24 protein-coding genes and 1 other annotated feature are annotated in these 24,861 nt (G+C 48.8%); of the genes, 23 read left to right on the top strand and 1 reads right to left on the bottom strand.

The window, feature by feature from the left end:
* Positions 1-65: 65 nt before the first annotated feature.
* From PSHG_RS06115 to rpmA, 18 genes are all read left to right on the top strand, one after another.
* The gene (locus PSHG_RS06115; RefSeq protein ID WP_010270869.1) at positions 66-2,735 is read left to right on the top strand and encodes a valine--tRNA ligase; all 2,670 of its coding nucleotides are present in this window, start codon (positions 66-68) and stop codon (positions 2,733-2,735) included.
* A 26-nt stretch (positions 2,736-2,761) separates the two neighbouring features.
* Positions 2,762-4,135 carry a bifunctional folylpolyglutamate synthase/dihydrofolate synthase gene (locus PSHG_RS06110; RefSeq protein WP_010270866.1) on the top strand — a complete coding sequence of 458 codons (1,374 nt, stop codon included), beginning with the start codon at positions 2,762-2,764 and terminating at the stop codon, positions 4,133-4,135.
* A 184-nt stretch (positions 4,136-4,319) separates the two neighbouring features.
* Positions 4,320-5,699: a hypothetical protein gene (locus tag PSHG_RS06105; protein ID WP_010270865.1), complete on the top strand. Its 1,380-nt coding sequence runs from the start codon at positions 4,320-4,322 to the stop codon at positions 5,697-5,699.
* A gap of 536 nt (positions 5,700-6,235) precedes the next feature.
* Positions 6,236-6,415, top strand: coding sequence for a DUF4321 domain-containing protein (locus PSHG_RS06100; RefSeq protein ID WP_081505090.1), 180 nt, complete (start codon positions 6,236-6,238; stop codon positions 6,413-6,415).
* 36 nt (positions 6,416-6,451) lie between these two features.
* A complete protein-coding gene (locus tag PSHG_RS06095; RefSeq protein ID WP_010270862.1) occupies positions 6,452-7,045 on the top strand; it encodes a Maf family protein in 594 nt (197 codons plus the stop codon).
* 24 nt (positions 7,046-7,069) lie between these two features.
* Entirely contained in the window at positions 7,070-7,756 is a 687-nt protein-coding gene (radC, locus tag PSHG_RS06090) for a RadC family protein (protein ID WP_010270861.1), read from the top strand.
* A gap of 45 nt (positions 7,757-7,801) precedes the next feature.
* Positions 7,802-8,836, top strand: coding sequence for a rod shape-determining protein (locus PSHG_RS06085; protein ID WP_010270859.1), 1,035 nt, complete (start codon positions 7,802-7,804; stop codon positions 8,834-8,836).
* 27 nt (positions 8,837-8,863) lie between these two features.
* Positions 8,864-9,736 carry a rod shape-determining protein MreC gene (gene mreC, locus PSHG_RS06080; RefSeq protein WP_010270858.1) on the top strand — a complete coding sequence of 291 codons (873 nt, stop codon included), beginning with the start codon at positions 8,864-8,866 and terminating at the stop codon, positions 9,734-9,736.
* Positions 9,736-10,266 (top strand): rod shape-determining protein MreD, encoded by a 531-nt coding sequence (gene mreD / locus PSHG_RS06075; protein ID WP_010270855.1) that lies wholly within the window; start codon positions 9,736-9,738, stop codon positions 10,264-10,266. Before mreC ends, mreD begins: the two co-directional genes overlap by 1 nt.
* A gap of 66 nt (positions 10,267-10,332) precedes the next feature.
* On the top strand, positions 10,333-10,995 hold the full coding sequence (gene minC, locus PSHG_RS06070; protein WP_010270851.1) for a septum site-determining protein MinC: 663 nt from the start codon (positions 10,333-10,335) through the stop codon (positions 10,993-10,995).
* A 23-nt stretch (positions 10,996-11,018) separates the two neighbouring features.
* The gene (gene minD, locus PSHG_RS06065; protein WP_010270848.1) at positions 11,019-11,816 is read left to right on the top strand and encodes a septum site-determining protein MinD; all 798 of its coding nucleotides are present in this window, start codon (positions 11,019-11,021) and stop codon (positions 11,814-11,816) included.
* A 6-nt stretch (positions 11,817-11,822) separates the two neighbouring features.
* On the top strand, positions 11,823-12,989 hold the full coding sequence (locus PSHG_RS06060; protein ID WP_010270846.1) for an FtsW/RodA/SpoVE family cell cycle protein: 1,167 nt from the start codon (positions 11,823-11,825) through the stop codon (positions 12,987-12,989).
* Between the two features lie 183 nt (positions 12,990-13,172).
* Complete coding sequence (locus PSHG_RS06055; protein WP_010270844.1) at positions 13,173-14,108, top strand: M23 family metallopeptidase; 936 nt, start codon at positions 13,173-13,175, stop codon at positions 14,106-14,108.
* Complete coding sequence (locus PSHG_RS06050; protein WP_010270842.1) at positions 14,101-14,982, top strand: M50 family metallopeptidase; 882 nt, start codon at positions 14,101-14,103, stop codon at positions 14,980-14,982. Before PSHG_RS06055 ends, PSHG_RS06050 begins: the two co-directional genes overlap by 8 nt.
* A 123-nt stretch (positions 14,983-15,105) precedes the next feature.
* A complete protein-coding gene (locus tag PSHG_RS06045) occupies positions 15,106-16,329 on the top strand; it encodes an Rne/Rng family ribonuclease (protein WP_235782029.1) in 1,224 nt (407 codons plus the stop codon).
* 72 nt (positions 16,330-16,401) lie between these two features.
* Positions 16,402-16,493, top strand: a sequence feature (ribosomal protein L21 leader region).
* A gap of 13 nt (positions 16,494-16,506) precedes the next feature.
* Complete coding sequence (rplU, locus tag PSHG_RS06040; protein ID WP_010270837.1) at positions 16,507-16,818, top strand: 50S ribosomal protein L21; 312 nt, start codon at positions 16,507-16,509, stop codon at positions 16,816-16,818.
* A gap of 12 nt (positions 16,819-16,830) precedes the next feature.
* Positions 16,831-17,178 (top strand): ribosomal-processing cysteine protease Prp, encoded by a 348-nt coding sequence (locus PSHG_RS06035; protein WP_010270834.1) that lies wholly within the window; start codon positions 16,831-16,833, stop codon positions 17,176-17,178.
* 1 nt (position 17,179) lies between these two features.
* On the top strand, positions 17,180-17,491 hold the full coding sequence (gene rpmA / locus PSHG_RS06030) for a 50S ribosomal protein L27 (RefSeq protein WP_010270830.1): 312 nt from the start codon (positions 17,180-17,182) through the stop codon (positions 17,489-17,491).
* Positions 17,492-17,668: 177 nt separating this feature from the next.
* Here the strand turns inward: rpmA and PSHG_RS06025 are convergent, their stop codons facing one another.
* A complete protein-coding gene (locus tag PSHG_RS06025) occupies positions 17,669-18,550 on the bottom strand; it encodes a D-psicose 3-epimerase (RefSeq protein ID WP_235782013.1) in 882 nt (293 codons plus the stop codon).
* A gap of 288 nt (positions 18,551-18,838) precedes the next feature.
* Between PSHG_RS06025 and PSHG_RS06020 the strand changes: the two genes are divergently transcribed.
* From PSHG_RS06020 to PSHG_RS06000, 5 genes are all read left to right on the top strand, one after another.
* On the top strand, positions 18,839-19,597 hold the full coding sequence (locus PSHG_RS06020) for a GntR family transcriptional regulator (protein WP_187373795.1): 759 nt from the start codon (positions 18,839-18,841) through the stop codon (positions 19,595-19,597).
* Between the two features lie 66 nt (positions 19,598-19,663).
* Positions 19,664-21,184 (top strand): xylulokinase, encoded by a 1,521-nt coding sequence (gene xylB, locus PSHG_RS06015; RefSeq protein WP_010270821.1) that lies wholly within the window; start codon positions 19,664-19,666, stop codon positions 21,182-21,184.
* A gap of 112 nt (positions 21,185-21,296) precedes the next feature.
* The gene (locus PSHG_RS06010) at positions 21,297-22,784 is read left to right on the top strand and encodes a xylulokinase (RefSeq protein ID WP_010270819.1); all 1,488 of its coding nucleotides are present in this window, start codon (positions 21,297-21,299) and stop codon (positions 22,782-22,784) included.
* Between the two features lie 28 nt (positions 22,785-22,812).
* Entirely contained in the window at positions 22,813-23,862 is a 1,050-nt protein-coding gene (locus PSHG_RS06005) for a galactitol-1-phosphate 5-dehydrogenase (RefSeq protein WP_010270818.1), read from the top strand.
* Positions 23,863-23,971: 109 nt separating this feature from the next.
* Complete coding sequence (locus tag PSHG_RS06000; RefSeq protein WP_010270816.1) at positions 23,972-24,748, top strand: glucose 1-dehydrogenase; 777 nt, start codon at positions 23,972-23,974, stop codon at positions 24,746-24,748.
* Positions 24,749-24,861: the final 113 nt, after the last annotated feature.

Here is a 24,861-nt window from a genome sequence, read left to right as displayed (position 1 = left end):
GGTCATTCCTGCCTTGCTTTGCAGGTCGGAAGACCTAGTTCCTTTCATTTAGGAGGTAAAGATTAATGAGCCAAACAAACGCTCCTGCGACAACAACGATGCCAACGACCTATGATCCGAAAAGCTGTGAAACAAAGTGGTATGACTACTGGAAGGACCACGGTTTTTTTGAAGCGGGCCGTCATAAGGACGCCGAGCCGTTCACCATCGTCATTCCCCCGCCGAATGTGACAGGAATGCTGCATATCGGGCATGCGCTTGATTTTACTTTGCAGGACATTATTATACGCGCTAAGCGGATGCAGGGCTATGATGCCCTCTGGCTGCCGGGAACAGATCATGCCGGGATTGCGACCCAGACCCGGGTGGAGAGCAAGCTGCGTGAAGAAGGCAAGTTCCGCCATGACTTGGGCCGTGAGGAATTTTTGAAAAAAGTGTGGGAGTGGAAGGAGCATTATGCAGACACAATTCGCTCCCAATGGGCAAAAATGGGATTATCTCTCGATTATTCTAGAGAGCGGTTTACTTTGGATGAAGGGCTTTCCAAAGCAGTCCGAGAAGTCTTCGTCAAGCTCTACGAAAAAGGCCTGATCTACCGCGGCAAATATATTATCAATTGGGACCCGGCTGCGAAGACGGCTTTGTCCGATATTGAAGTGGAATATAAGGAAGTCAAAGGCAGCCTGTATCATTTGCAGTATCCGTTAAAAGACGGCAGCGGATCCATAACGGTTGCCACGACAAGACCTGAAACTATGCTTGGCGATACGGCTGTAGCTGTCCATCCTGACGATGAGCGTTACCGCGACATGATTGGCAAAACCTTGATTCTGCCGATCATCGGCCGGGAAATTCCGGTTATTGCCGATGCTTATGTCGAGAAGGAGTTCGGCAGCGGTGCGGTAAAAATTACACCAGCGCATGACCCTAACGATTTTGAAGTAGGCCAGCGGCACCAGCTGCCGCAAATTCTTGTGATGGATGAATCCGGAACAATGAACGAGCAAGCCGGGCCGTACAAGGGAATGGACCGCTTTGCCTGCCGCAAGCAGATCGTGGCTGATCTGAAGGCCAGCGGAGTGCTGCTCAAGATTGAGGAGCATATTCATCAGGTCGGTCACAGCGAGCGCAGCGGCGCGGTTGTAGAGCCGTATTTGTCCACGCAATGGTTTGTCAAAATGAAGCCGCTCGCCGATCAGGCGATTGCAGCGCAGAAAACAGGGAAAGGCGTACACTTCGTCCCCGAGCGCTTCGAGAAAACTTATTTGAACTGGATCGAGAATGTCCGCGACTGGTGCATTTCCCGGCAATTGTGGTGGGGCCACCGGATTCCTGCCTGGCACTGTCAGGATTGCGGCGAGGTTCATGTTGCTCATCAGGCAGCAAGCCAATGCTCTGCCTGCGGAAGCTCTGCCCTCAAGCAGGATGAGGATGTGCTGGATACGTGGTTCAGCTCGGCGCTGTGGCCTTTCTCCACATTGGGATGGCCGGAGAGCAGTGAGGATATGGCGCGATATTACCCCACCAATGTGCTGGTAACCGGATACGACATTATTTACTTCTGGGTGGCGAGAATGATTTTTACAGCCCTGGAGTTTACCGGGGAAGCCCCGTTTAAAGATGTGCTGATGCACGGACTTGTCCGGGATGCCGAGGGCCGCAAAATGTCCAAGTCGCTGGACAATGGCGTCGACCCATTGGATGTTATAGAGAAATATGGAACCGATGCTATGCGGTACATGCTTTCTACAGGAAGCACACCGGGACAGGATCTCCGCTTCCATTGGGAGAGAGTAGAGCAGGCGCGGAACTTTGCCAACAAAATCTGGAATGCCTCCCGTTTCGCCTTAATGAATATGGAGGGCTTCAGGGCAGAAGATATTGATTTGAGCGGAGAGCTCGGCACGGCTGACCAATGGATTCTGCAGCGGCTTAATGAGACAATTCGCGATGTGACCCGCTTGCTGGACCAGTACGAGTTCGGTGAAACCGGGCGTACGCTTTACAATTTCATCTGGGACGATTTGTGCGACTGGTACATTGAGTTCAGCAAGCTGTCTTTGTATGGCGAAGACGAAGCGGCGAAAAGCAGCACGCGTTCGGTGCTTGCCTATGTGCTGGATCAAACTATGCGTCTGCTGCATCCGTTCATGCCTTTCCTGACTGAGGAAATCTGGCAGCATCTTCCGCATCAAGGGGAGACCATAACCTTGGCTCCATGGCCAAAAGTCGAGCCCAAATGGGAAGGGGGGGCGGCTGTCAAGGAGATGGAGCTGCTGATGGGCATTATTCGTTCCGTGCGCAACATCCGGGCGGAAGTGAACGTGCCAATGAGCAAAAAAATCGAGCTGCTTATCAAGCCGGCTAACGAAGAGGCGGCTGAGATCCTGCAGCGCAATGAAGAGTATATTAAACGCTTCTGTAATACATCCTTGCTGCAAGTGGATACCGCCATGGCCTCTCCGGACAAAGCGATGACCGCGCTTGTGACAGGTGCGGAAATTTTCCTGCCGCTTGCAGGGCTGATTGATATTACCCAGGAGCTGGCGCGGCTTGAGAAGGAGCTGCAGACGCTGCACGGCGAAGTAGCGCGTATAGAAAAGAAATTGAACAATCCGGGATTCGTAGCAAAAGCACCGGAGAAGGTTGTGGAGGAAGAGAAAGCAAAGCTTGCTGATTACGCGGATAAGCGGGATAAAGTGATTGCCCGCCTGGAAGAGCTTAAAAATGTATAAACCTGCTGAAGGGGATGGAGAGCATAATGAAACAATCCATCGAGTCGACGAACGGTTTTGAAAGCTATACCGAAGCAGTAAACTGGGTCACAGGCCTGGTTGCGGAGAAAGGAATGCGTCCGGGCCTTAAGCGGATGGAATGGCTTATGAAGAAGCTGGGTCATCCTGAGCGTAGGTTGAAATTTATCCATGTGGCTGGAACTAACGGCAAAGGCTCAACCTGCGCTTTTCTTACAAACGTTTTGCTCCGCAACGGCTATGATGTGGGCACCTTCACATCACCGTATATGACTAAATTCACCGACCGATTGCGCTATAACGGCAAGGATATTGAAGAAGAGCAGCTGCTTGCACTGGCCAATGAAATCAAACCGCTGGCCGAGGAGCTGGCTCGCACCGAGCTCGGACATCCTACCATGTTTGAGGTGACGACGACAATCGCGATACTCTATTTTGCTAAGGTCGTCTTCCCTGACTATGTTGTTTGGGAGGTAGGAATGGGAGGACGGCTTGATTCCACGAATGTCGTCCTGCCGGTTATTTCCATCATTACGAATATTGGCCACGACCATAAAGAGTTTCTCGGCGAGACGCTGGAGGAAATTGCTGCGGAGAAGGCAGGCATTATTAAACCTGGGGTCCCTGTCGTGACTACCGTGGAGCAGCCTGAGGCGCTGGCGGTGATTGAGAGAATCAGCGCCAAGCATCATTCCTCCCTCTATCGGCTGGGACAAGAGTTTTCATATGAGCCGATTTCGGCTGAGCTTCATCGGCATATCTTCACGTTTGAAAGCCCGTTCCGCCGGATGAAGGAGCTGCAAATATCGTTGAACGGGCATCACCAGTTTAAAAATGCCTCGGCGGCCTTAATGGCCATCGAAGTGCTCAGACAGTACCAGGCGCTGATTATTGAGGAAGAAGACCTCTATTCTGCCTTGAAGGATACTTTCTGGCCCGGGCGGCTGGAGCTGGCTGGAGAGCAGCCTCAGCTTCTTCTGGACGGCGCGCATAACCCGGAAGGCGCGGCATCGCTGGCCAATGCGCTAACAACGCTGTACAGCTATGACAGGCTGCATATTATGCTGGGGATGATCTCCGGCAAAGAGCATGAGGCTTACTTGCGCCAGCTGGTGCCCTTGGCGCATACGCTTATTATTACGGAGCCGGATTTTCACAAAAAATATGCTGCAGCCGATCTGGCATATACCGCGCAGGAGATAGTCCGTGAGCTGGGAAGCGAGGTTGAAATCCGCGTAGAAAGAGATTGGCGCAAGGCGATGGAAGCTCTTCAGCAGATGACGGGTCCCGGACAGCTCGCCCTGGTCACCGGCACCCTGTATCTGATCTCCGATGTGCGGGCAAGGCTGGGAGGCCAAGCACAAAACGAGAAGGGCTGGTAATCAAGCCTTACTGCTGATTAAAAAGCAGAATCTACAATTCAATCATTTCGAGAGCCAACAAGCTGCAGGTAGAATGACCTTCTTGACCTGCAGCTTGTTTGATGTTTTTCTCATGGAACTCTCTCATATTTGCCCGAGGCTTGTCATAGACTAGCAGTATTAACGGGACAAGGGGAGAAATCCAATGAGCAAAGCGAGACTGACGTACCGTTTTGACAACGGCCGCGATCCTGCGAATAAACCTTCGGGCCAGCAGCCTGAAATCATCCCTCTTCAAAAGGAAGAGTATAAAGTTATGGACTCTGGACCGGAGCTGAATCAGTTTACGACTCATTACGGGGAATGGAAAAGCCCGTTCGATGAGGAGACGGAAAAAATTGAGAAGCTGATTAGAGAGAGTGCCGGGACCCGCTCCCATAAGCAGCAGCATCAACAGCCCCACCAACAGCCTCCGGCCAAAGCGACTGCCGCTTCGTTTGCTTCCTCCAATCTGGAAGCTGAGCAGGAGCGTTTGAATGCGGCTAGCTACGAGATGGATGAGCGGGATTATGAATATGACTATTCTCCTGGTTACTCTCATGATCCCCCTCCTCCTCCGAGAATGGAAAGGGCAGCGGCGGAGGATTATAACGGTTATAAGGCGGCCTCCTACTCGAGCGGGAACCGCCAGCCAGTAGTCGATGGTTCAGCCCGCTATGTCAGATACTCCAAGACACCATGGCTAAAAGTAGGAGCCGCTGTGGCGGGTGCGGTTGCAACCGGCGTGCTGCTGGGCTTGCTGGTGCTTTCCCTGTTCAACAGTGACCAGCTGCCACCGGCCTCTGACCAGCGGGTAACGGAAGGCAGCATGCCAGTAGGCACACCTGTTGAAGGCGGCTCTGATCAGGGAGACACGGCGAATCCGGGAGCCGCACCGGCAGCTGCCGGAGACGGGGTGCAGGTGCAAATTCCGGCCAAAACCTATACGATTCTGCAGAATGGCGGGTTTTCTCAGGCTGAAGGAGCGGAAACTGCTGTAAAGGAACTGCTGGACAAGGGGCTTGCCGGCGTTCGGGAGGACCTTGATAAACATTATGTTTATGCAGGAATTGCCGCAGACCGGACTGCAGCTGCCAGCCTCAGCTTGCCGCTGCAAAACCAGCAGGTGGAAATTTATGTGAAAACTTATACCCTGCCGGCCGTTCCCTCCATTCGCTGGGAAGGGAATACGGAAACGCTGCTGACCTATCTGGCACAGTCGGATCAGCTGGTGCAAATCATTAGCGGGATGACGGCCGTGCATCTGGAAGGAACCGCATTAACGCCAATGGAAGAAGCGAGCCTGCAAACCTTGAAGGAAAAGCATGAGGCCTGGACTGCCAGCGCGGCAGCAGTCAATAGCGAAGCGCCGGATGAAATCAAGCCGATTTTGCAAAAGCTCGACACGGCGATGAATACAGCAAAGCAATCCATTGACGAATACCGGCGCAATCCTTCGGCAGCGATGCTGTGGCAGGCGCAAACGAGCCTGCTGCAATTCGTGCTTGCAGAGAAGGAGCTGCTGCAAATGATCGAGGCGAGTTGAGTATTGGGATGAACGAATCTATTTCATAAATTGGATTTCCTTCTTATGAAATGGAGTCGGATTAAGAAAAAATAAGAAACAAACGGATTTAAGCGAAGGAAGCCGCGGCAGGCTTCCTTTTTTGCTTGAAAATAGAGGGGTTGCCGAAACGTTAGCGAGTAGAAACAGCCGCTTTCCATGTTGGAGAAGAGAACAGGTAAATCTGGTTATTTTCTATTAAAGATGTTACAGTAATAGGTAGGCAAAATCCCCTCAACTGCGCAGCTGCCATACCCACAAAGCTGCCGGCTGTTCCTCATAATTTTATAGTGAGGAATCGGTTTTGCAATTGACAACAGAGCAAGCATTTTGCATAATTCGAATTCATTTGCACGCAGTAACAAGATAAGGAAAGTGCAGAGCCGCTTTGGCTTATATCTTGTTTGTATAAATAGCTCAACTGGGATTTATGCAAAATGCAGAGGTAACCAACGGATGAAAAAAATACCGTTACATTAATTTTATTTGTGCTCATAGGCATTATTTTTGGCGCAATTATGACTCAACTGTTGGCTCAAGTGCAAGCACTCCACTTTTTAACCCGGTCAGCGGACATCATCTGGCAGCCGAAAGCCGATCTTCAGGTTGTTAAATATGATTTCTCAATCGAGATCAAACTAAATCTGATTAGCTTAGTGGCCATCATCGCAGCCATCTGGATACACCGCAAATTGTAATCAATACTACGGATAACGTCACGGAGGATGAATGCCTTGAACTCATTAGAATCTCCGCGGATTGTATTAGCGTCTTCATCCCCCCGCAGACAGGAACTGCTGAAGCTTCTGCAGGTTCCGTTTGAAATAAAGGTTAGCGGGGCTGATGAAACCTATGACCCCGGCTGGGAACCTGGCACAATAGTGGAGGCACTTGCAGCAAGAAAAGCACGGTCCGTCTCGGACAAGCTGGGAAAGGTGGACCAGGTGATTATCGGGTCCGACACTTTGGTGGTCTGTGAGGGACAAGTGCTCGGCAAGCCCTTGGACCGCGAAGATGCGTTCCATATGCTGAAGCTGCTTGCCGGCAATCGTCACGAAGTGTATACCGGCGTTGCCTGCCTGCAGCAAATTACAGGCAGTCTATCGGTCCGTCATCGGGTTACGTCTGTTAACATGAAGCCTTTGGACGATGCCCGCATAGAGCGTTACATAGAAACCGGCGAGCCGGACGATAAGGCGGGCGCCTATGCCATTCAAGGATTGGGAGCGGCCTTTATTGACTCGATTGAAGGCTGTTATTTTAATGTGGTCGGTTTGCCGCTGAGCCTGCTGGCAGATATGCTGGCATCCTACGGAATTGAAGTATAGCTATAGCAGTAAAAAGGAGGACACATGGAATCTTATCTTTCATTGCATGAGATTCCCCAAGAGGACAGACCAAGAGAGCGTATGCAGCGATTTGGGGCGCAGGTGTTAAGCAATTCGGAACTGTTGGCGATCCTGCTCAGGACGGGTTCATATCAAGAGTCGGCCGTTACGCTGGCTCAACGATTACTCAGTGAAGCAGGCTCCTTACACGGACTTGTAGGCATGAGTGTGGAACAGTTAACACAACTGAAAGGAATTGGCTTAGCAAAAGCGTTGCAGGTCAAAGCAGGTATTGAGCTTGGAAGACGATTGGCCGCCTCATCGCAAGAAGCGAAGGTGCAGATTCGTAGTCCCCGGGATGTGTTTTCCCTTTTAAGCGAAGAAATGAGATATTTGCAGAAAGAGCACTTCGTCTGTTTGTTTCTGAATACGAAGAATCATGTGCTGGCCAGAGAAACTCTATCCATCGGAAGCTTGAACGCCTCGATTGTCCATCCGCGGGAAGTGTTTCATGCAGCAATTCGGCGCAGCAGCGCATCGATTATCTGTGTTCATAATCACCCGAGCGGAGATCCCTCGCCAAGCCCGGAAGACATTGAGGTTACAGCCCGATTGGCTGATGCGGGAAGGATTGTCGGCATAGAAGTGCTTGATCATATCATAATTGGAGACAATAAGTATTGCAGTTTGAAGGAAAAAGGCCATATGTAATATAATGAATAAATGCAGTTGAATCGCTAGAAGGGAGTACTAACTATGTTTGGTGGATTTTCAAAAGACTTGGGTATCGATCTGGGCACTGCCAATACCCTTGTGTATGTCAAAGGCAAAGGAATTGTCGTCAGAGAGCCCTCGGTGGTAGCTCTGCGTGTGGATACAAAAACAATTGAAGCAGTCGGTGAAAATGCGAAAAAAATGATCGGACGCACACCAGGAAATATTCGAGCCGTACGTCCTATGAAAGACGGCGTCATTGCCGACTTTGAAACTACAGCTACGATGATTAAATATTTTATCCGCCAAGCACAAAAACAAAAAAGCTTGTTTCAGCGTCATCCAAGCGTAATGGTTTGCGTTCCCTCGGGAATTACCGCAGTGGAGAAAAGAGCAGTGGAGGACGCAACCAAGCAGGCCGGAGCGCGGGAAGCATTTACGATTGAGGAGCCTTTCGCCGCGGCTATCGGGGCCGATCTTCCGGTATGGGAGCCCACCGGCAGTATGGTAGTTGATATTGGCGGCGGGACGACGGAAGTTGCGGTCATTTCTTTGGGCGGGATTGTAACCAGCCGCTCGATCCGGATTGCCGGAGATGAAATGGATGAAGCGATTACCCAATATATTAAGAAAATGTACAATCTAATGATTGGTGAACGAACTTCTGAAACGATGAAAATTGAAGTCGGATCAGCTATGCCTATGGAAAAAGTGGAGACTATCGAGATCCGCGGACGCGATCTGGTCAGCGGGCTGCCTAAGACGATGACCGTCACCTCCGATGAAATTGCGGAAGCACTCTCGGATACGGTGACCAGCATCGTGGATGCAGTTAAAATTACACTTGAAAAATGTCCTCCCGAGCTGGCAGCCGATATTATGGATAGAGGCATTGTACTAACCGGCGGCGGCGGATTGCTGCGCAATCTGGACAAGCTTTTGTCAAGAGAAACGGGAATGCCTGTTATGGTTGCTGAGAATCCGCTGGATTGTGTAGCTATCGGTACGGGCAGAGCGCTCGATAATATTCATCTGTTCAAGTCCAAGGCAACGGCCGGGGGAAGAGCTAGGAGGTAAAACGATAAAGCAGAAGGTGGAACCGTTTTGTTTAAATTGCTGGGAAACAAGAAAATTGTCGTGCTTTTGATTTCCTTAATTGTTTTCGTAGCTTTGATGGGGCTTACCATGATGAGAACGGGAATGACCACGCCGGAGAAAATGATTAAGGACACCGTCGCCTGGACCCAGGGGCTTTTCTACAGACCCGCTCAATCGATAGCGGGTTTCTTTAAGGATATTCGGGATTTGAGAGACTTATATGAGGAAAACAGGGTGTTGAAGGCGACTCTTTCTAATTACGCCAAGGACACAATGAAATTAAACAAGCTTGAATCCGAGAATAAAAATTTGAAGGAGCTGCTCGAATTTACGGAAAGACAGAAAAGCCTGGATAATTACAAGTATCATGTCGCCCAGGTGCTTTCTATCAGCCCGGATCCTTATAACGGGCGGATCAACATTAACCTTGGCTCCCGTGACGGAATTAAAGAGAACATGGCGGTGATTTCAGTAGAAGGCCTCGTTGGCCGCGTAGATACCGTGTCTGAGCTGTCCGCCAGTGTTCAGCTGTTAACCGAATTGGATGCGACGAATAACGAATCAAAGGCGATCTCAGCTACAGTTAAAGGGAAAGAAAGGTCGTTCGGCATTATTCAAAGCTACGATCCGGCTACGCAAAACCTGATTATGACGAATATCGAACAAACGGATGAGCTTGAAGTCGGGGATACGATTATAACCTCAGGCATGGGGTTGGTATTTCCCAAGGGCATTGAAATCGGCACGGTTGTGGCCAAGGAGGATGGCGATTTTGGCATTAACTACGTTGCTCAGGTAAAGCCTGTGGCCACATTCCGCCATCTTAGTGAACTGCTCGTAGTGGAAGTGCCTGACGCCCAGGATACGGAGATAAATTAATGCTGGGAAGAAACGGATTAACACTGCTCTTGTTGCTGTTGTTTGTGCTGGAAGGCTCTGTGATTAAATGGCTGCTGCCGCTGTCCTGGCAGGAGCAGGTCATGATCAGCCCGCATCTAACCCTAGTGGCTATTATGCTTATAAGTATATATGACAGCAGAAGAATCGGACTCCTATATGGTCTCTGCTTTGGCCTGCTTCATGATATTGTGTACTACGGTCCAATGATCGGACCTTACTGTCTAGGTATGGGGATAGTCAGCTATTTATGCGGTGTCCCGAAATTTCGCTACGGAATCGGTTTGTTTATCTCCTTGTTTCTGATTGCCGCAGGGAACCTGCTGTTCGAATGGATCCTCTACGGTATTTATCAAGTCACCCAGGTCCGGCCGCTCGATATGCATTGGGCTTTTCTTCATTTAATGCTTCCCAGCCTGTTCATGAATGCTTTGTTTGCCCTCATTCTATATGTTCCTATGCGGAGGCTGCTGGATAAGCTTCGCAAAATGGAGAAGTCGTCCAAGGAATAATTTGCCTTAAGGGCAGGAAAAACGGACGAACAAGCCGAAATGTATGAGCAGGAGGGATATAGGGACATGTCCGTTGTTAAGCATCATGTGACGATAAAAGGAGTAAAGGACGGCCTGGTGTTCATCCTGGATGATACATGCCGACTTACGGATGTATTGCAGGAATTGCAGCACAAGTTGGAAAAAACCCACCAGCGGATTTTGTCCGGTCCTGTTGTTGGAGTCACAATTAAGCTGGGGACCCGTAGGCTGAATCAGGCCGAGAAGGACCAGATCTCTGAACTGATTATGAAGCGCGGCAATTTAAAGATTCATGCATTTGAATCTGAAGCGGCAGAGCCCATGCTGCCCTTGCCAGCTTTGCCAGATGGTATTAAAATTTTAACCGGAATGGTGCGTTCCGGACAGACTGTCAGGCATGAGGGCGACCTGCTGCTGCTGGGAGATATTAATCCCGGCGGATCGGTTCTCTGCACAGGCGATATTTATATTATGGGGTCTTTGCGCGGGATGGCTCATGCTGGCAGTGACGGCAATGAACAATCGGTCATTGCCGCCTCTCATATGAGACCGACCCAGCTAAGAATTGCCGGTGTATACAGCCGTCCTCCAGATGAGTGGGGAATTGATGAAGCCTTTATGGAATTTGCTTACATAAAAAACGGAATGATGGAAATTGACAAAATTCATCAGATCCAGCGCATTCGCCCTGATCTGGGCAAAGATTAAGGTGGAGGAAATGGAGTGAGATCATGGGAGAAGCAATCGTTATCACTTCGGGTAAAGGTGGAGTGGGCAAAACGACGACTTCCGCTAATTTGGGAACAGCCCTTGCCCTGCAGGGCAAAAAGGTTTGCATGGTCGATACCGACATAGGACTCCGCAACCTCGATGTTGTTATGGGGCTGGAGAACCGTATTGTATATGATTTGGTTGACGTCGCACACGGCCGCTGCCGGCTTAATCAAGCCTTGATCAAAGATAAAAGGTTTGAAGACCTGCATTTGCTGCCAGCCGCGCAAACCAAAGATAAGGATGCGGTTACGCCGGATACTATCCGGAACATTGTTCTGGAATTGAAGAAAGAATTCGAGTTTGTCATAATTGACTGCCCCGCAGGGATCGAGCAGGGCTTCAAAAACGCCGTAGCCGGTGCGGATAAAGCGATCGTTGTAACGACCCCTGAGAATGCAGCCGTGAGAGATGCTGATCGTATTATAGGACTCCTGGAGAAGGAGCAGCAGATTGAATCACCTAAGCTGGTCATTAACCGGATCAAAGCCAGTATGATCAAAAAAGGCGAGATGCTCGATATTGATGAGATTTGCTCGGTTCTTGCCATCGATCTGCTAGGCGTCGTGCCGGATGATGAGCTGGTTATTAAGGCGGCGAACAGCGGAGAGCCTACGGTTATGAATCCCGCTTCCCGGGCAGCATTGGCCTATCGGAATATCGCTCGTCGTATAATGGGGGATACTGTGCCTTTAATGGCTCTAGAGGAAAAGCCGAGCTTTTTCAAAAAAATGAAGCAATTTTTCGGAGTGGGATAATCGGCCGTGCTGAACAAACTAAAAAGATTCGATTGGTCGATCGTCCTGCTTCTTCTGATTTTCATGGGCATCAGCACCCTCTTAATTTACAGTGCCACGGTAAGTGTCCCCAAATACACAAATCTTAATTTGCATATCCGCAATATCCAATTTTATATTCTGGGACTCGCTCTCTTTTTTCTGATCTCATTCGTTGACTACCGTAAAGTCATGAAGCTGTCCTGGTATATATATGGAGTGGGAATACTCCTTTTGCTGGGCTTGTTCAAGTGGGGGGTAAAACTGGAGGGCGCTGTTGGCTGGTATCAGCTTCCCTTTTTCAACTTCCAACCGGCGGAAGTGATGAAGTTCGCCCTCATTCTAATTATTGCCTGGTATTTGAAGCAGCGGAATGGGGAGCCTCTCAGGCTGGTGCAGGACGTTTTTCCGATAAGCATTCTGGTATTCGTTCCATTTGTTCTAGTGCTGATGCAGCCGGACTTGGGAAATGCAGTGATTTATCTGGTTATCATGCTGGGAATGCTATGGATCGGCAATATCCGCCTCTCCCACGTGCTGATTGGACTAACTATCGTCACAGTGGTTGCCAGTGTTTCCTTGTTCTTTTACAAGCAATATCATGAAGAGATTGAGGATTATTTGAAAGCTCAGAATAAAGGTCACTGGGTACAGCGGATTGATACGTTCTTGTATCCGGAGGAAGTTGATGATGACAAGAGCTTTCACCTCAATCGCGCCAAAATAGCGATCGGCTCAGGCCGATTGCTGGGAGACGGATATTTGCAGGGGGACTCGATTCATAACAACCTGGTGCCTGTTGCCTACACCGACACCATTTTTGCGGTCGTGGCCGAGGAATTTGGTTTTGTCGGCGGAGCGACACTGCTCATGCTGCTGTTTACCTTCCTGTACCGCATGATCTTGATCGCTCTGCAATCGGAGGATTTAAGGGGAGCCTATATCGTCATAGGGATTGTTTCCATGTACGTGTTCCAAATCTTCCAGAACATCGGCATGTGGTTCGGGCTGCTGCCTGTAACAGGCATTACCCTGCCGTTCATCAGTTATGGCGGAACATCGCTGCTCATTAATATGATATCTATTGCTATTGTTATGAGTGTCCGCCTTCATCAGGAGGAGGAAGAAGAGGAGGAGCTGCCTGCGCTTGGGTAAATACCGGGTAAACATTTCTTCCACATAGGTCTCAAGTCTAAGCCAATCCACGGCAAGCGGATTGGCTTTTTTCTTGTGGGATAGCAGGTTGTCTTGGGTTAGCGAACAAGTTCATAAACCCGTCCACCCCGACATAGGATTGAAGTATAAGTTTATTTATACAAGCCTTACCGGGAGGGATCGATGTTGAACGTAAAAGCCAATATTCGCCAGCGAAGACAGGAGCGAATCCGCACTCTTCAACGGTACAGCACGGGGACGGTCATTTCAGCTGAACATCGGAATCCCGGGCCCGAAATCCATAGACTTGCGGCTAATCAAGATCAAGAAATGGAACAGCTGGACAATCAGTCAGGGAAATGGGAGGAGAAGATGCAGGATCCTGAATTTGTCTGGAGGCTCAAAGAAAAGCAGTTGTTTGCAGCAAGCAGCGGGCCCGGGAGCTCCTATCCCCCTTTAGCCTCCGCTTCTCTGGACCCATTTGAGAATGAGCGTCCCCCGTCCCCCATCCTCAGACGGTTTATTCTCCGCTGCTTGTTGAGTGGGGCAGCTTTTCTTATGCTGCTGGGCGTATTTCAGCTTAACCACCCTGCCGCCGATCCGGTGCGTCTATGGGTGGAGCGAGCTTTAACCGAGGAGATCAATTTCGCACCGGTAGCTGCTTGGTATGAATCGAAGTTCGGCGGGTCGCCAGCTTTTCTTCCTGCGTTCCGTGGCAAAAAAGGACAGGAAACCGAGAAGGTGCATTCCGCAGGGATCGGCCATTTTGCCGTTCCGGTTAGAGGGGATGTTGTTAAGGCCTTCAGTGTGAACAGCCCTTGGCTGGAGGTGAAGACCAGTGAAGATGCTCCCGTACTCAGTATGGCATCGGGGAGAGTGACGTTCTCGGGATATTTGGAGGAGACAGGATATACTCTCGTGATCGAGCATGCCGGGGGCTTGTCTTCGGTGTATGGGTATTTAAAGGAAAACCGGTGGCAGGCTAACGATTGGATTGAGAGCGGTGAAATTATAGGCCATACCCAGCCTATGTCAGCTAAATGGGCGAATACGCTGTACTTTGCTGTGAAAACCGAGGATGATGTGCTAGACCCGGCGGAAGTGGTCGCCTTTGATTAAACTGTCCGGCACGGTCTATCGCTTTCACCCTTTGTTCGTCATTCTTATGGTGCTTTCCCTTCTGACCGGATATCTGCTTGAATTAATTACGCTTTTTGGAATCGTGCTGATTCATGAAATGGGGCATGTCTATGCTGCGAAAACCTTTGGTTGGAGGGTGACGGAGGTTCGCTTGCTGCCAATTGGCGGAGTGGCCGTCGTAGAAGAAGCGGGGAACGTACCCGTTTATCAGGAAATCTGGGTGACGCTGGCCGGCCCGCTGCAAAACGCTTGGATGGTCCTGCTTTCTTTGCTCATGCTTGCGGTGGGCTGGGGGGAAGAGGAGTGGTGGAATTATTTTTTGCAAGCTAATCTATTGGTCGGGGCCTTTAATTTGCTGCCGATTCTTCCTTTGGATGGAGGCAAGCTGCTGCAGTCGTTTTTGAGCTGCGGAGTCAGCTATCATCGTACGTTGGCCGTAACGACTCAGGTTAGCTTGTGGATGAGCGCACTATTGATAGCCGCCGCGTTGTTCCCATGGTACGGGACAGGCATTCAGCTTAATCTGCTGCTGATCGGGGCGTTCCTGCTTTACTCCAATTGGTATCATTACCGTCACCTGCCCTTTTACTATTTGCGCTTCCTCATGAGCAGGCGTGCCCGCTTTGCAGCTGCTCAGGGTGAACAACAGTTAGACAAGGGAGAGCCGCTGCTCGTTTCTCGACGCCACAGAATAGCGGAGGTGCTGAAGATGTTTCACAGGGAAAAATACCATTGGATTTATGTCGTAAGCGATCAGGGGAAGGTCCAGTACATTCTTCCGGAGCAAAGGTTGATTGATTATTTTTTCAACGGCCATAAAACGAACGGTGCGGTATCTGATCTCATTGTGTAAAATAAGGACAGAGCTTGTTTAATAGAACACTGTTGGATTGGCTCAAACACGACAATGGGGGATGAATGGACATTGTATGATAGGATGTCGGACGCGGCTCAAGAAGGTGTCCGTTTGAAACAAGTGTTTATGCAGTGCCGCAGCGGCAGACATGAGGTTGCTATTGTGGAGGCCGGCCATCTTGTGGAATGGTTTACGGAAATACCCGATGAATCACAAAAAGCCGGCAATCTGTATAAAGGCCGAGTTGTGAATGTGGTGCCTGGACTGCAGGCTGCCTTCGTTGATATAGGGCTTGAGAAAAATGCGTATTTGTATTTGGACGATGTGTTGCCTGCTCATCTGGATAAGCAGCAAATGGCTAAGCCTCCTATCCAAAGCCTGCTGCGGGAAGGACAAACGGTCATTGTACAAATGAAAAAGGAGGCAACAGGAACAAAGGGAGCCAAGGTCACCACCCATATTACGCTTCCTGGACGCTGGACCGTGTTTTTGCCCAATGCCGGGTATGTGGCCGTATCGCGGAAGATTGAGGATGAAGAGGAACGAAACCGCCTGACGGCTATCGGTGAAGCGGTCCGGCAAGAAGAAGACGGGCTGATCATGCGAACGGTTGCCGCCGGAATGGCAGAAGACGTGCTGAAAAACGATTTTATTTGGCTCAAAAGAGTGTGGGATGACCTCCTTGGCCGGGCGGCGGAAATGAAAGCCCCCAGTCTTTTGTACCATGATCTTGATTTTTTATCCCGAGTCATTCGCGATCAGTTTACAGATGAAGTGACGGAGTGGATGGTGGAGGATCATTCTTTGTTAGATCGGATTCGGACAGAGCTTTCCGTTGTGGCTCCTGGTCTTATTGACCGTGTTAAGGCGTACCAAGGGGAAGAGCCGCTGTTTCAGCGCTATGGCCTTCATGCGCAGCGGGAGACGATGTACAGGAGAAAGCAATGGCTGCCGAGCGGCGGTTATTTAATCATAGATCCGACGGAGGCTTTAACGGTCATTGATGTTAATTCAGGCAAGTATACCGTTGAGGACGATTTGGAAACGACCGCTTTTTTAACGAATATGGAGGCGGCCCAGCATATTGCCCGGCTGATTCGGCTGAGAGATCTGGGAGGAATTATTCTTACCGATTTTATCGATATGAAGGAAGAGAGTCATATTCAGCAGGTGGAAAATGAGCTCGCTAAAGGCATCTATCCGGATCGAACCCATACTCACTTGGTAGGTTGGACCCGGCTTCAGCTCTATGAAATGACGCGGCAAAAAACACGCCCATCCAATTACGGGGCTAGTACCGAGCTTTGTTCCTGCTGCGGGAGAAAAATGGGTTTTTCCGGGTAAAGCTAACCGTAAGACGGTATAGTTGCTTTCAGTATCGATCTGTGCTAGAATAGTTCAGGTATGTTGCTTCATGACATGCTGTAACCGCGCATACCGGGTTGGAAGAGCAGAGGAGCCTCCGGCTTAATCTGCCACCTGGCATAATGGCGAGTCTGAGACATGGGAGGTGCATCCAGGATGTATGCAATTATTGAAACAGGCGGCAAGCAGTACAAGGTTCAGGAAGGCGATGTTGTTTTCGTTGAGAAGCTGAATCTTAACGAAGGCGATGAGGTGACTTTTGACCGCGTTCTTCTAGTTTCCGGAGATAAAGGAACTTCTATCGGTTCTCCGGTTGTTGAAGGGGCTACGGTAACAGCCAAGGTTGAAAAACAAGGCAAGTCCCGCAAGATCATCGTTTACAAATACAAAGCCAAGAAGAACTATCGCCGTAAGCAAGGACATCGTCAGCCTTACACTAAAGTTGTCATTGGCAAAATCAATGCCTAATGAGTGGATCGTATGATTCGCGTCAACATATATCGCAGTACAGGGGATAATACTATTCGTTCCTTCTCAGTGGAAGGACACGCCGATTTTGACGAGCATGGCAAAGACATTGTATGTGCCGGTGTCTCAGCGGTAACAATCGGTACGATGAACGCCATTGAGAAGCTTATCGGGATTATTCCGCAAGCAGAAGTAAAGAACGGCCTGCTGCGGGCCCGGTTTACCGACCGTTTGCCAGCGGAAACCGAAGAGAAGATCCAGCTGCTGCTGGAGGCGATGGTTGTCACTCTGCAATCTATTGAACAATCGTACAGCACCTATATACAAATTCACTTTCATAAGCAAAGGAGGGAAAACTAACATGTTGAACATGAACCTTCAGTTATTCGCATCGAAGAAAGGGGTCGGTTCCACAAAGAACGGTCGTGACAGTATTGCTAAGCGCCTTGGCGTTAAGCGTGCGGACGGTCAAACGGTAACCGCTGGAAGCATTCTGGTGCGCCAACGTGGAACGAAGATCCACCCTGGGAACAACGTAGGTATTGGTTCGGATGATACACTGTTTGCTAAAGTCGAAGGCGTTGTGAAGTTCGAGCGCTGGGGACGCGACCGGAAGAAAGTAAGTGTTTATCCGGCCACGGACGCTCCTGTAGCGGCAGCTGTTCAGAAATAACTTGAATACCATTATTTTATGAAGCAGTCCAATACGCTTCAGACCAATCGCTTTAACCTGCTCGAGGTTAGCGGTGTGGTTTGAGGCGTATTTTTATATTAAAAAACTGAAGAATCGGGAACTATGAAGAGGGGACTTCTCCGGCTAAGGTTCCGGTCAGTCCCCATTCTCCCGCCATTACGGCGTTGATTTCAAAAAGGTTTGTTTAACAAATTCAAGCGATTCTTTAATATCGGCATCTAATTTTGCCTCATCCGCATTGTCGGATAAATCTCTCCAGACTTTAATGTCTGAGCCTACAATTCCCCCTGGACGAACAAAAGGCTCCATCACAACACAGCCATCGTATTGGATGTCACGCAGGGCTTGGCCTATTTCAGACCAAGGCATATGGCCTTTGCCGGGAACCTTGCGATTGCACTCTCCGATATGAAAATGCCCCAAATAGTCACCAGTATAGCGAATGGCGTCACCAAGATAATCTTCTTCAATATTCATATGGAAGCTGTCTAACATGACTTTGACGTTCGGTTTGTTGACAGCCTTGACATAGTCCACCGCTTCCTTCGCATCATTAACTAAAAATTGCTCAAACCGGTTTAAGGACTCCACCAGCAAGGTAATATCATATTGGGCGGCATAATCAGCCAGCTCCTGCATACTTTTGATGCTTTGCTTCCGCACGGCCGGCTTATTGATGGGGGCGGAATAATCAACTGGCCAGTAGGAATAGATCGTACCGCCAATCGCCTTGATTCCGGCCTTATGAAGGGCGTCCAATATTTTTTTCATAAAGGCAATGCCATCTTGACGCACACTCTCGTTCTCGGAAGAAACATCAAATTGTTTAGGCAGACCGATACCGGCGGTTAGAGTGATCGCATAGTTCTCCGCTTCAGATTTTAGGGCAGACAAAGCATCGTCAGACATATTAACGATCCCCGCAGCACCTACTTCCAGCACATCAAAGCCGAGGTCCGCCACTTTTTTTACATATTTCAAGTAATCGGTATCCCAGCTTTGCTCCCAATAGGCAAAATATGTTCCAAATTTCATCATTAACTCCTCCAAACTATAGTAGAGACTAGGGTGAAACGGCTTTCAAAATTAATAGGGACATAATTGTATTGCTAGATTTTCTATGTTACTATATAGTGACAATATAATATTGAGATGTCTCATTAAATAATAAGAAGTTATGAAGTCATCTGTCAAGGCAGGAAGATCATTATTTTCGAAAATAGCAGGGCAAGTTACAATAAGAATGGGGGCCAAAGTCTAAGGATAAGGTATAATTACCGGTGTGGCTTTATATAAAGCCCTACTATTACTGGAAACGAAGGAATGATGATATTGAAGAATTTGCAACTGGATAAGTCTGTGCCCATACCTTTATATTTTCAGCTAAAGGAACTCATTCTATCAGAAATTAAAGAGGGACGTTATAAGATTGGAAGCATGATCCCAACGGAAAATGAGCTGAGCCTCATGTTCCAGATTAGCCGTACGACAGTTAGGCAAGCGATTACAGAGCTGGTCCAGGAAGGCTGGCTGTATCGTGTGAAGAGCAAGGGCACCTTTGTAGCAAAGCCGAAAATTGAACAAAGTTTTATTCAGGCTCTAGGTTCTTTTAATGATCAAATCGCCCAGTTAGGCAGAACACCGCATACGGAGCTGCTCGATTTTGATGTGCTGGAAGCCCCCGACTATGTGGCTAATGAACTTAATCTGCAGCCGAAGGATAAAGTCATTTACATTCATCGGCAACGGTTTGCGGATGAAGAGCCCATTGTCATGGTCAAGACGTATCTTCCATACGAGAAATGCCGATTTGTTTTGGAGCATGATCTGTCCAAGGAATCCTTGTATCCGGTCTTGGCTTCACATGACGACACTCAAATCTATAAGATCCGTCGTTTTATCGAAGCGGTAGATGCACAAGATTATGATATAAAGCATCTGAATATTAGCAGGGGACAGGCAATCCAGCAGTTTATTTCTACTGGCTTCAACATGTACGACGTGCCGATAGAATACTCTTTAGCCAGATATCGAGGGGATCGAAACCGGTTCGAGGTTACCATATCCGCGAATCAAAATGGCTAATCCAAATAATCAATATCATCGAGATTAAAACTTAAGGTATATGAATGGAATTTGGAGTGTGAGAGCATGACTAAATATATATTGGCCCATGATATAGGCACGTCGGGAAATAAGGCAACATTATTTTCTGAAGACGGCAAGCTGATCGGAAGTCATGTCGTATCTTATGATACGGATTATTTCAACGGCACTTGGGCTGAGCAGGATGCGGAGGACTGGTGGAAGGCCGTATGCCTCACAAGCAAGAAATTAATCAGCTCTTTGGGCATTAATCCTCAAGATATTGCTGTTGTCAGTTTCAGCGGGCAAATGATGGGCTGCCTATGTGTGGATAGAAAGGGCAACCCTTTGCGGAAAGCGATTATTTGGGCTGATCAACGGGCTCAAGAGCAGGTCGCCCAAATTGAAAATCATATCAGTCAAAAAGATTTTTATCATATTGTAGGCCATCGCAATACAGCCTCTTACGGCATTCAAAAATTGATGTGGGTTCGGGATCATGAGCCGGACATTTACGAGCAAACTTATAAAACCTTGAATGCCAAAGATTTTATCGTAGCTCGTTTGACTGGGAATTTTTATACGGATTATTCAGATGGCAACAGCAACGGATGTTTCGATTTGGCGAATTTGCAGTGGTCGGAAGAAATTATTACCTATGCCGGGATAGATCCGGATAAGCTGCCTGAGTTAAAGCCTTCCACCTTCGTGGCCGGAGAGGTTACAAGGGAAGCGGCTGAAGCGACTGGATTAGCCGCAGGAACACCGGTTGTACTTGGCGGCGGGGATGGGGTTACGGCAAGTGTTGGAGCAGGATCGATAAGTCCGGGGAAAACCTACTGCTCCATAGGAACATCTGCTTGGGTTACAACTGCCGCAGAAAAACCGATTTTCGATGATGAGATGCGTACGGTTACTTGGGCGCACATCGTTCCTGGCTTGTATGCCCCGAACGGGACGATGCAAACGGCTGGCGGAGCCTACCAATGGCTGAAGAATACGATAGGCCAATATGAAATGCATCAGGCGGAAGAAAGCGGCCGATCAGCTTATGATTATATGAACGCCCAAATTGAACAATCTCCCGTAGGCTCAAATGGACTCATCTTCCTCCCGTATCTTCTTGGAGAAAGGGCTCCCAGGTGGGATGCTGATGCCAAAGGCGCCTTTATCGGACTGAAATCGGAGAATCAACGGGGAGATCTGATCAGGAGTGTCCTGGAAGGCGTAACTATGAATCTCTCCATCATTTTGGAAATACTCCGCAAACAAGTAAGCATTGAGGAAATGATTGTGATCGGCGGTGGTGCAAAAGGCGCCGTGTGGCGGCAAATGATGGCGGATATTTACAACGCCAAGGTTATGGTTCCCAATTTGCTGGAAGAGGCAAGCTCTATGGGAGCAGCTGTTACAGGCGGCGTCGGTGTAGGCTTGTATAAGGATTTTAATGTCATTCATCAGTTTCTGGACATTAATCATACGCATGTGCCGAACCCGGAAGCGGTTTCCGCTTATCAGCCGGTTAAGGAGCTATTCGACGAGTGCTACTTTGCGCTGAAAGATGTTTTTGCAAAAATGGCTAAGTAAAATTGCTTCGAGTGAAGCATGAAAATGTCAGCCTTATTGGAAATAGACAAGATGAAGCTGCTCAGCAAGTGCTGGAAAAGCAAATTAGTCAAGGATGAAAGAGGCCATCGAAATGGAAAACCTGCTGCTAGGAATTGATATAGGAACCTCTGCCTGCAAAATTGCTGTCTTTAATAAAAGAGGAGAGGTAATTTCCCAATCCAGTCAAGAATACAACCTTTACTATCCAAATGCAGGCTGGGTGGAGCAGAATCCGGAGGAATGGTGGGAGGGTGTTTGCCTGGGGATCAAGGATTGCCTGGCAAAAGGCGAAATAAACCCGTCACAAATTACCGGAATCGGAATTGCCGGTCAAGGCTGGTCGGCCATACCTGTAGATAGAGAAGGCAATTGTTTAGCGAATACACCGATTTGGATGGATACGCGTGCAAAGGATATTGCCGCACGTGTCATCAGCGAAGTTGGGGCCGACAACATCTTCGAGGTGGCCGGCAACGCTTTTTTGCCTGCGTACACAACACCCAAGTTGATATGGTTCAAGGAAACGATGCCTGAAATTTATAATAACACGTATACCTTTTTACAGAGCAATAGTTATATAGGGATGAAGCTTACCGGTGTTATGGCATCGGATAAATGTCAAAACTATGGCTTGCATTTTTATAACACCAAAACCTGTACCTATGACGAAGCGCTTGCCAAAGCGATGGGGCTGTCTCTGGATAAGGTGCCGGAAACGATTTACCAATGCCATGACATTATCGGGACCGTCACGAAAGAGGCTGCGGAAATGACCTCCTTGGTGGAAGGAATACCGGTTGTTGCCGGTGGATTGGATGCGGCTTGCGGCACGTTGGGAGCCGGTGTCCATCTTCCCAAGCAAACCCAGATTCAAGGTGGACAGGCAGGGGGGATCAGCATTTGCGAGGATCAGCCGATAGCCCATCCGCAATTGATATTCGGCCCTCATGTCGTGCCGGATTTGTGGCTGCTTCAAGCAGGAACCGTTGGCGGGGGAGGCGTTCTGCGGTGGTTCAAGCAGCAGCTGGGAGAAGGCAAATCCTTCGACGAATTAACCGCTTTAGCAGGAGAAGTTCCGCCTGGAGCGGACGGTGTTCTGTTTCTGCCTTATATGGCAGGGGAACGCTGTCCGATCTGGAATCCGGATGCGAAGGCGGTGTTTTACGGGCTCGGCTTCGATAAGACAAAGGGACACATGATCCGTGCAGCTATGGAAGGCGTTGTGTTTTCCGTTCAGCATAACTTAAAGGTCGCGGAAGAAGCTGGAGTTAACATTCATGAGCTGGATTTCAGGGCGATGGGCGGAGCGGCCAACAGCCGGTTGTGGGTACAAATGTATGCAGATGTAACAGGATGCAAAATTACGGTCCCCGCATCAGATACAGCCACCACATTGGGAGCAGCGCTTTTGGCAGGGGTTGGTGTCGGCATGTACGACAGCTTTGAAGAAGCAGTTGCTGAAACAGTCAGCATAACGAGAGCTCAAGAACCGGACATGGAGAACCATGCAATTTATCAAGCTTCTATGAAACGGTACTTGGAACTATATGAACAGTTAAAACATACTTTCAGCAATTGATTGGGCTGGGTAAGGAGTGGATGCAGCAATGAAAGCAGGAGTACTGCACGCTAGAGAGGATTTGCGCTTTGAAGAAATTCCAACGCCCTCTCCTGAAGCGGGACAAGTATTGATTAAAGTAAAATATACCGGCATATGCGGTTCTGACCTCCCAAGGGTAAATGGAGATGCGTCTCATTATTACCCTAATGTTCTGGGTCACGAATTCTCCGGTGTTGTGTGCGAAATCGGGGAAGGGGTAGAAAGCTTGAAAGTAGGCGATAAGGTGGCGGGTGTTCCGCTCATTCCCTGCTTCAAATGTGAGGACTGCCAGAAGGGCGATTATGCTCTTTGCAAGCATTACAGCTTTATAGGTTCGAGACAATTTGGCAGTTTTGCCGAGTATGTCGTTGTGCCGGAAAAAAATGCTGTCAAGTTTGACGATTCCATCAGCTTTGAGCACGGGGCTTTCTTTGAACCGATAACGGTTGCTCTACACGGGTTGAACCGCCTGGATTATAAGGCTGGAGGAACGGTGGCTATATTAGGTGGGGGAACCATCGGTCTGTTTACCATGCAGTGGGCCAAAATCTTCGGAGCAGCCAAGGTAGTCGTATTTGATATTAGCGATGAACGGCTAGCTCTTGCGAAAAAATTTGGAGCTGATGAATGTGTTAATACTATGAAAGATGGCTTCATTGACCTGGCCAAATCATTTACTGGCGGCAGAGGGTTTGATTATGTTTACGAAACGGCCGGAAGCACGGCGACTATGAAAATGTCGTTTGAATTGGCAGCCAATAAAGGGGGAGTTTGTTTAATTGGTACCCCAACCAAGGAAATCTCCTTCACGGTAGAAGAGTGGGAACATCTCAACCGCAAGGAATTCTGCCTGACCGGCTCATGGATGTCGTACAGTGCGGACTTCCCGGGCAAGGAGTGGGAGCAAACTGCCCATTATATCAAAACCGGAGAGTTTAAGCTTGACGATTCCTTTATTTTCAAAAAAGTTCCTTTGAGTGAAATCGCAGATGCGTTTAACATGTTCAAAACACCTGGACTTGTAAAAGCTAAGATTCTGATCGACAGCGAAAAGTAAGCTAATCTTTGTTAAACAGAAGGAAAACCAGGAAAAAGGCGTTTGCAAACTAAATTTTGACTATGAATGTCATTACAATACAATATTGTGATTAAGGAGAATGGGATTTATGGATACTCTCAAAAAGTTGTTTTCCCTGGAAGGCAAGGTCGTTCTTATTACCGGAGGAGCGCAAGGAATAGGAAAAGCGGTTGCCGAGCATATTGCGGCGGTTGGGGCTGATATTGTTATCCTCGATCAGCAGGCGGAAAAGGCGCAGGCTGCCGCCGAGTCGATAGCCAGTGAGTACAACCGCCGGGCTATTGCGATCGGGGCTGATGTGACCAAGCCGGAGGAGGTTGCCGCTGCTATCGAACAAGCCGATGCGGCGATGGGAAAACTCGATTTATTGTTCAATAATGCAGGGATCGTCATTCAAAAGCCGGTCGTCGATTTAACACCGGACGAATGGCTGAAAGTTATCAATGTTAATTTGAACGGTGTATTCTTTGTGGCGCAGGCATTCGGAAGATATTTGATTGCCCGCAACAAGCAAGGCGCCATCGTTAACACGGCTTCTATGTCCGGAACCATTGTGAATTATCCGCAGCTGCAGGCTTCCTACAACACTTCCAAGGCTGGAGTTGTACAATTGACGAAATCCCTGGCTGTTGAATGGGCGGAAAAAGGAATTAGAGTAAACTGTATAAGTCCGGGTTATATCTTTACAGAGCTAACCTCCTTCGTGAGACAGGATTGGCAGGATTTGTGGAAGGAGCTAACCCCCATTAAACGTATGGGCAAACCGGAAGAACTGGCGGGCGCCGTCATTTATCTGCTTTCAGATTCGGCTTCCTTTGCTACCGGAACCGAATTAATTATAGACGGCGGATTTACCATTGTGTAAGAGGGACTGAGGCGTGGAGCTTATGCGAGGAAGCATTTCAAATAGCAGGCATTGTATTTGATCTGCCCGCAGCACCTGCGACACGCCGGCTTTCTCTCACTTTGGAGGGGGTG

This window comes from Paenibacillus senegalensis JC66 (assembly GCF_000285515.1).
GTDB lineage: Bacteria > Bacillota > Bacilli > Paenibacillales > NBRC-103111 > Paenibacillus_L > Paenibacillus_L senegalensis.
The sequence above is the reverse complement of the archived record's forward strand: the minus strand, read 5'-3'. Positions and strand labels throughout refer to the sequence as shown.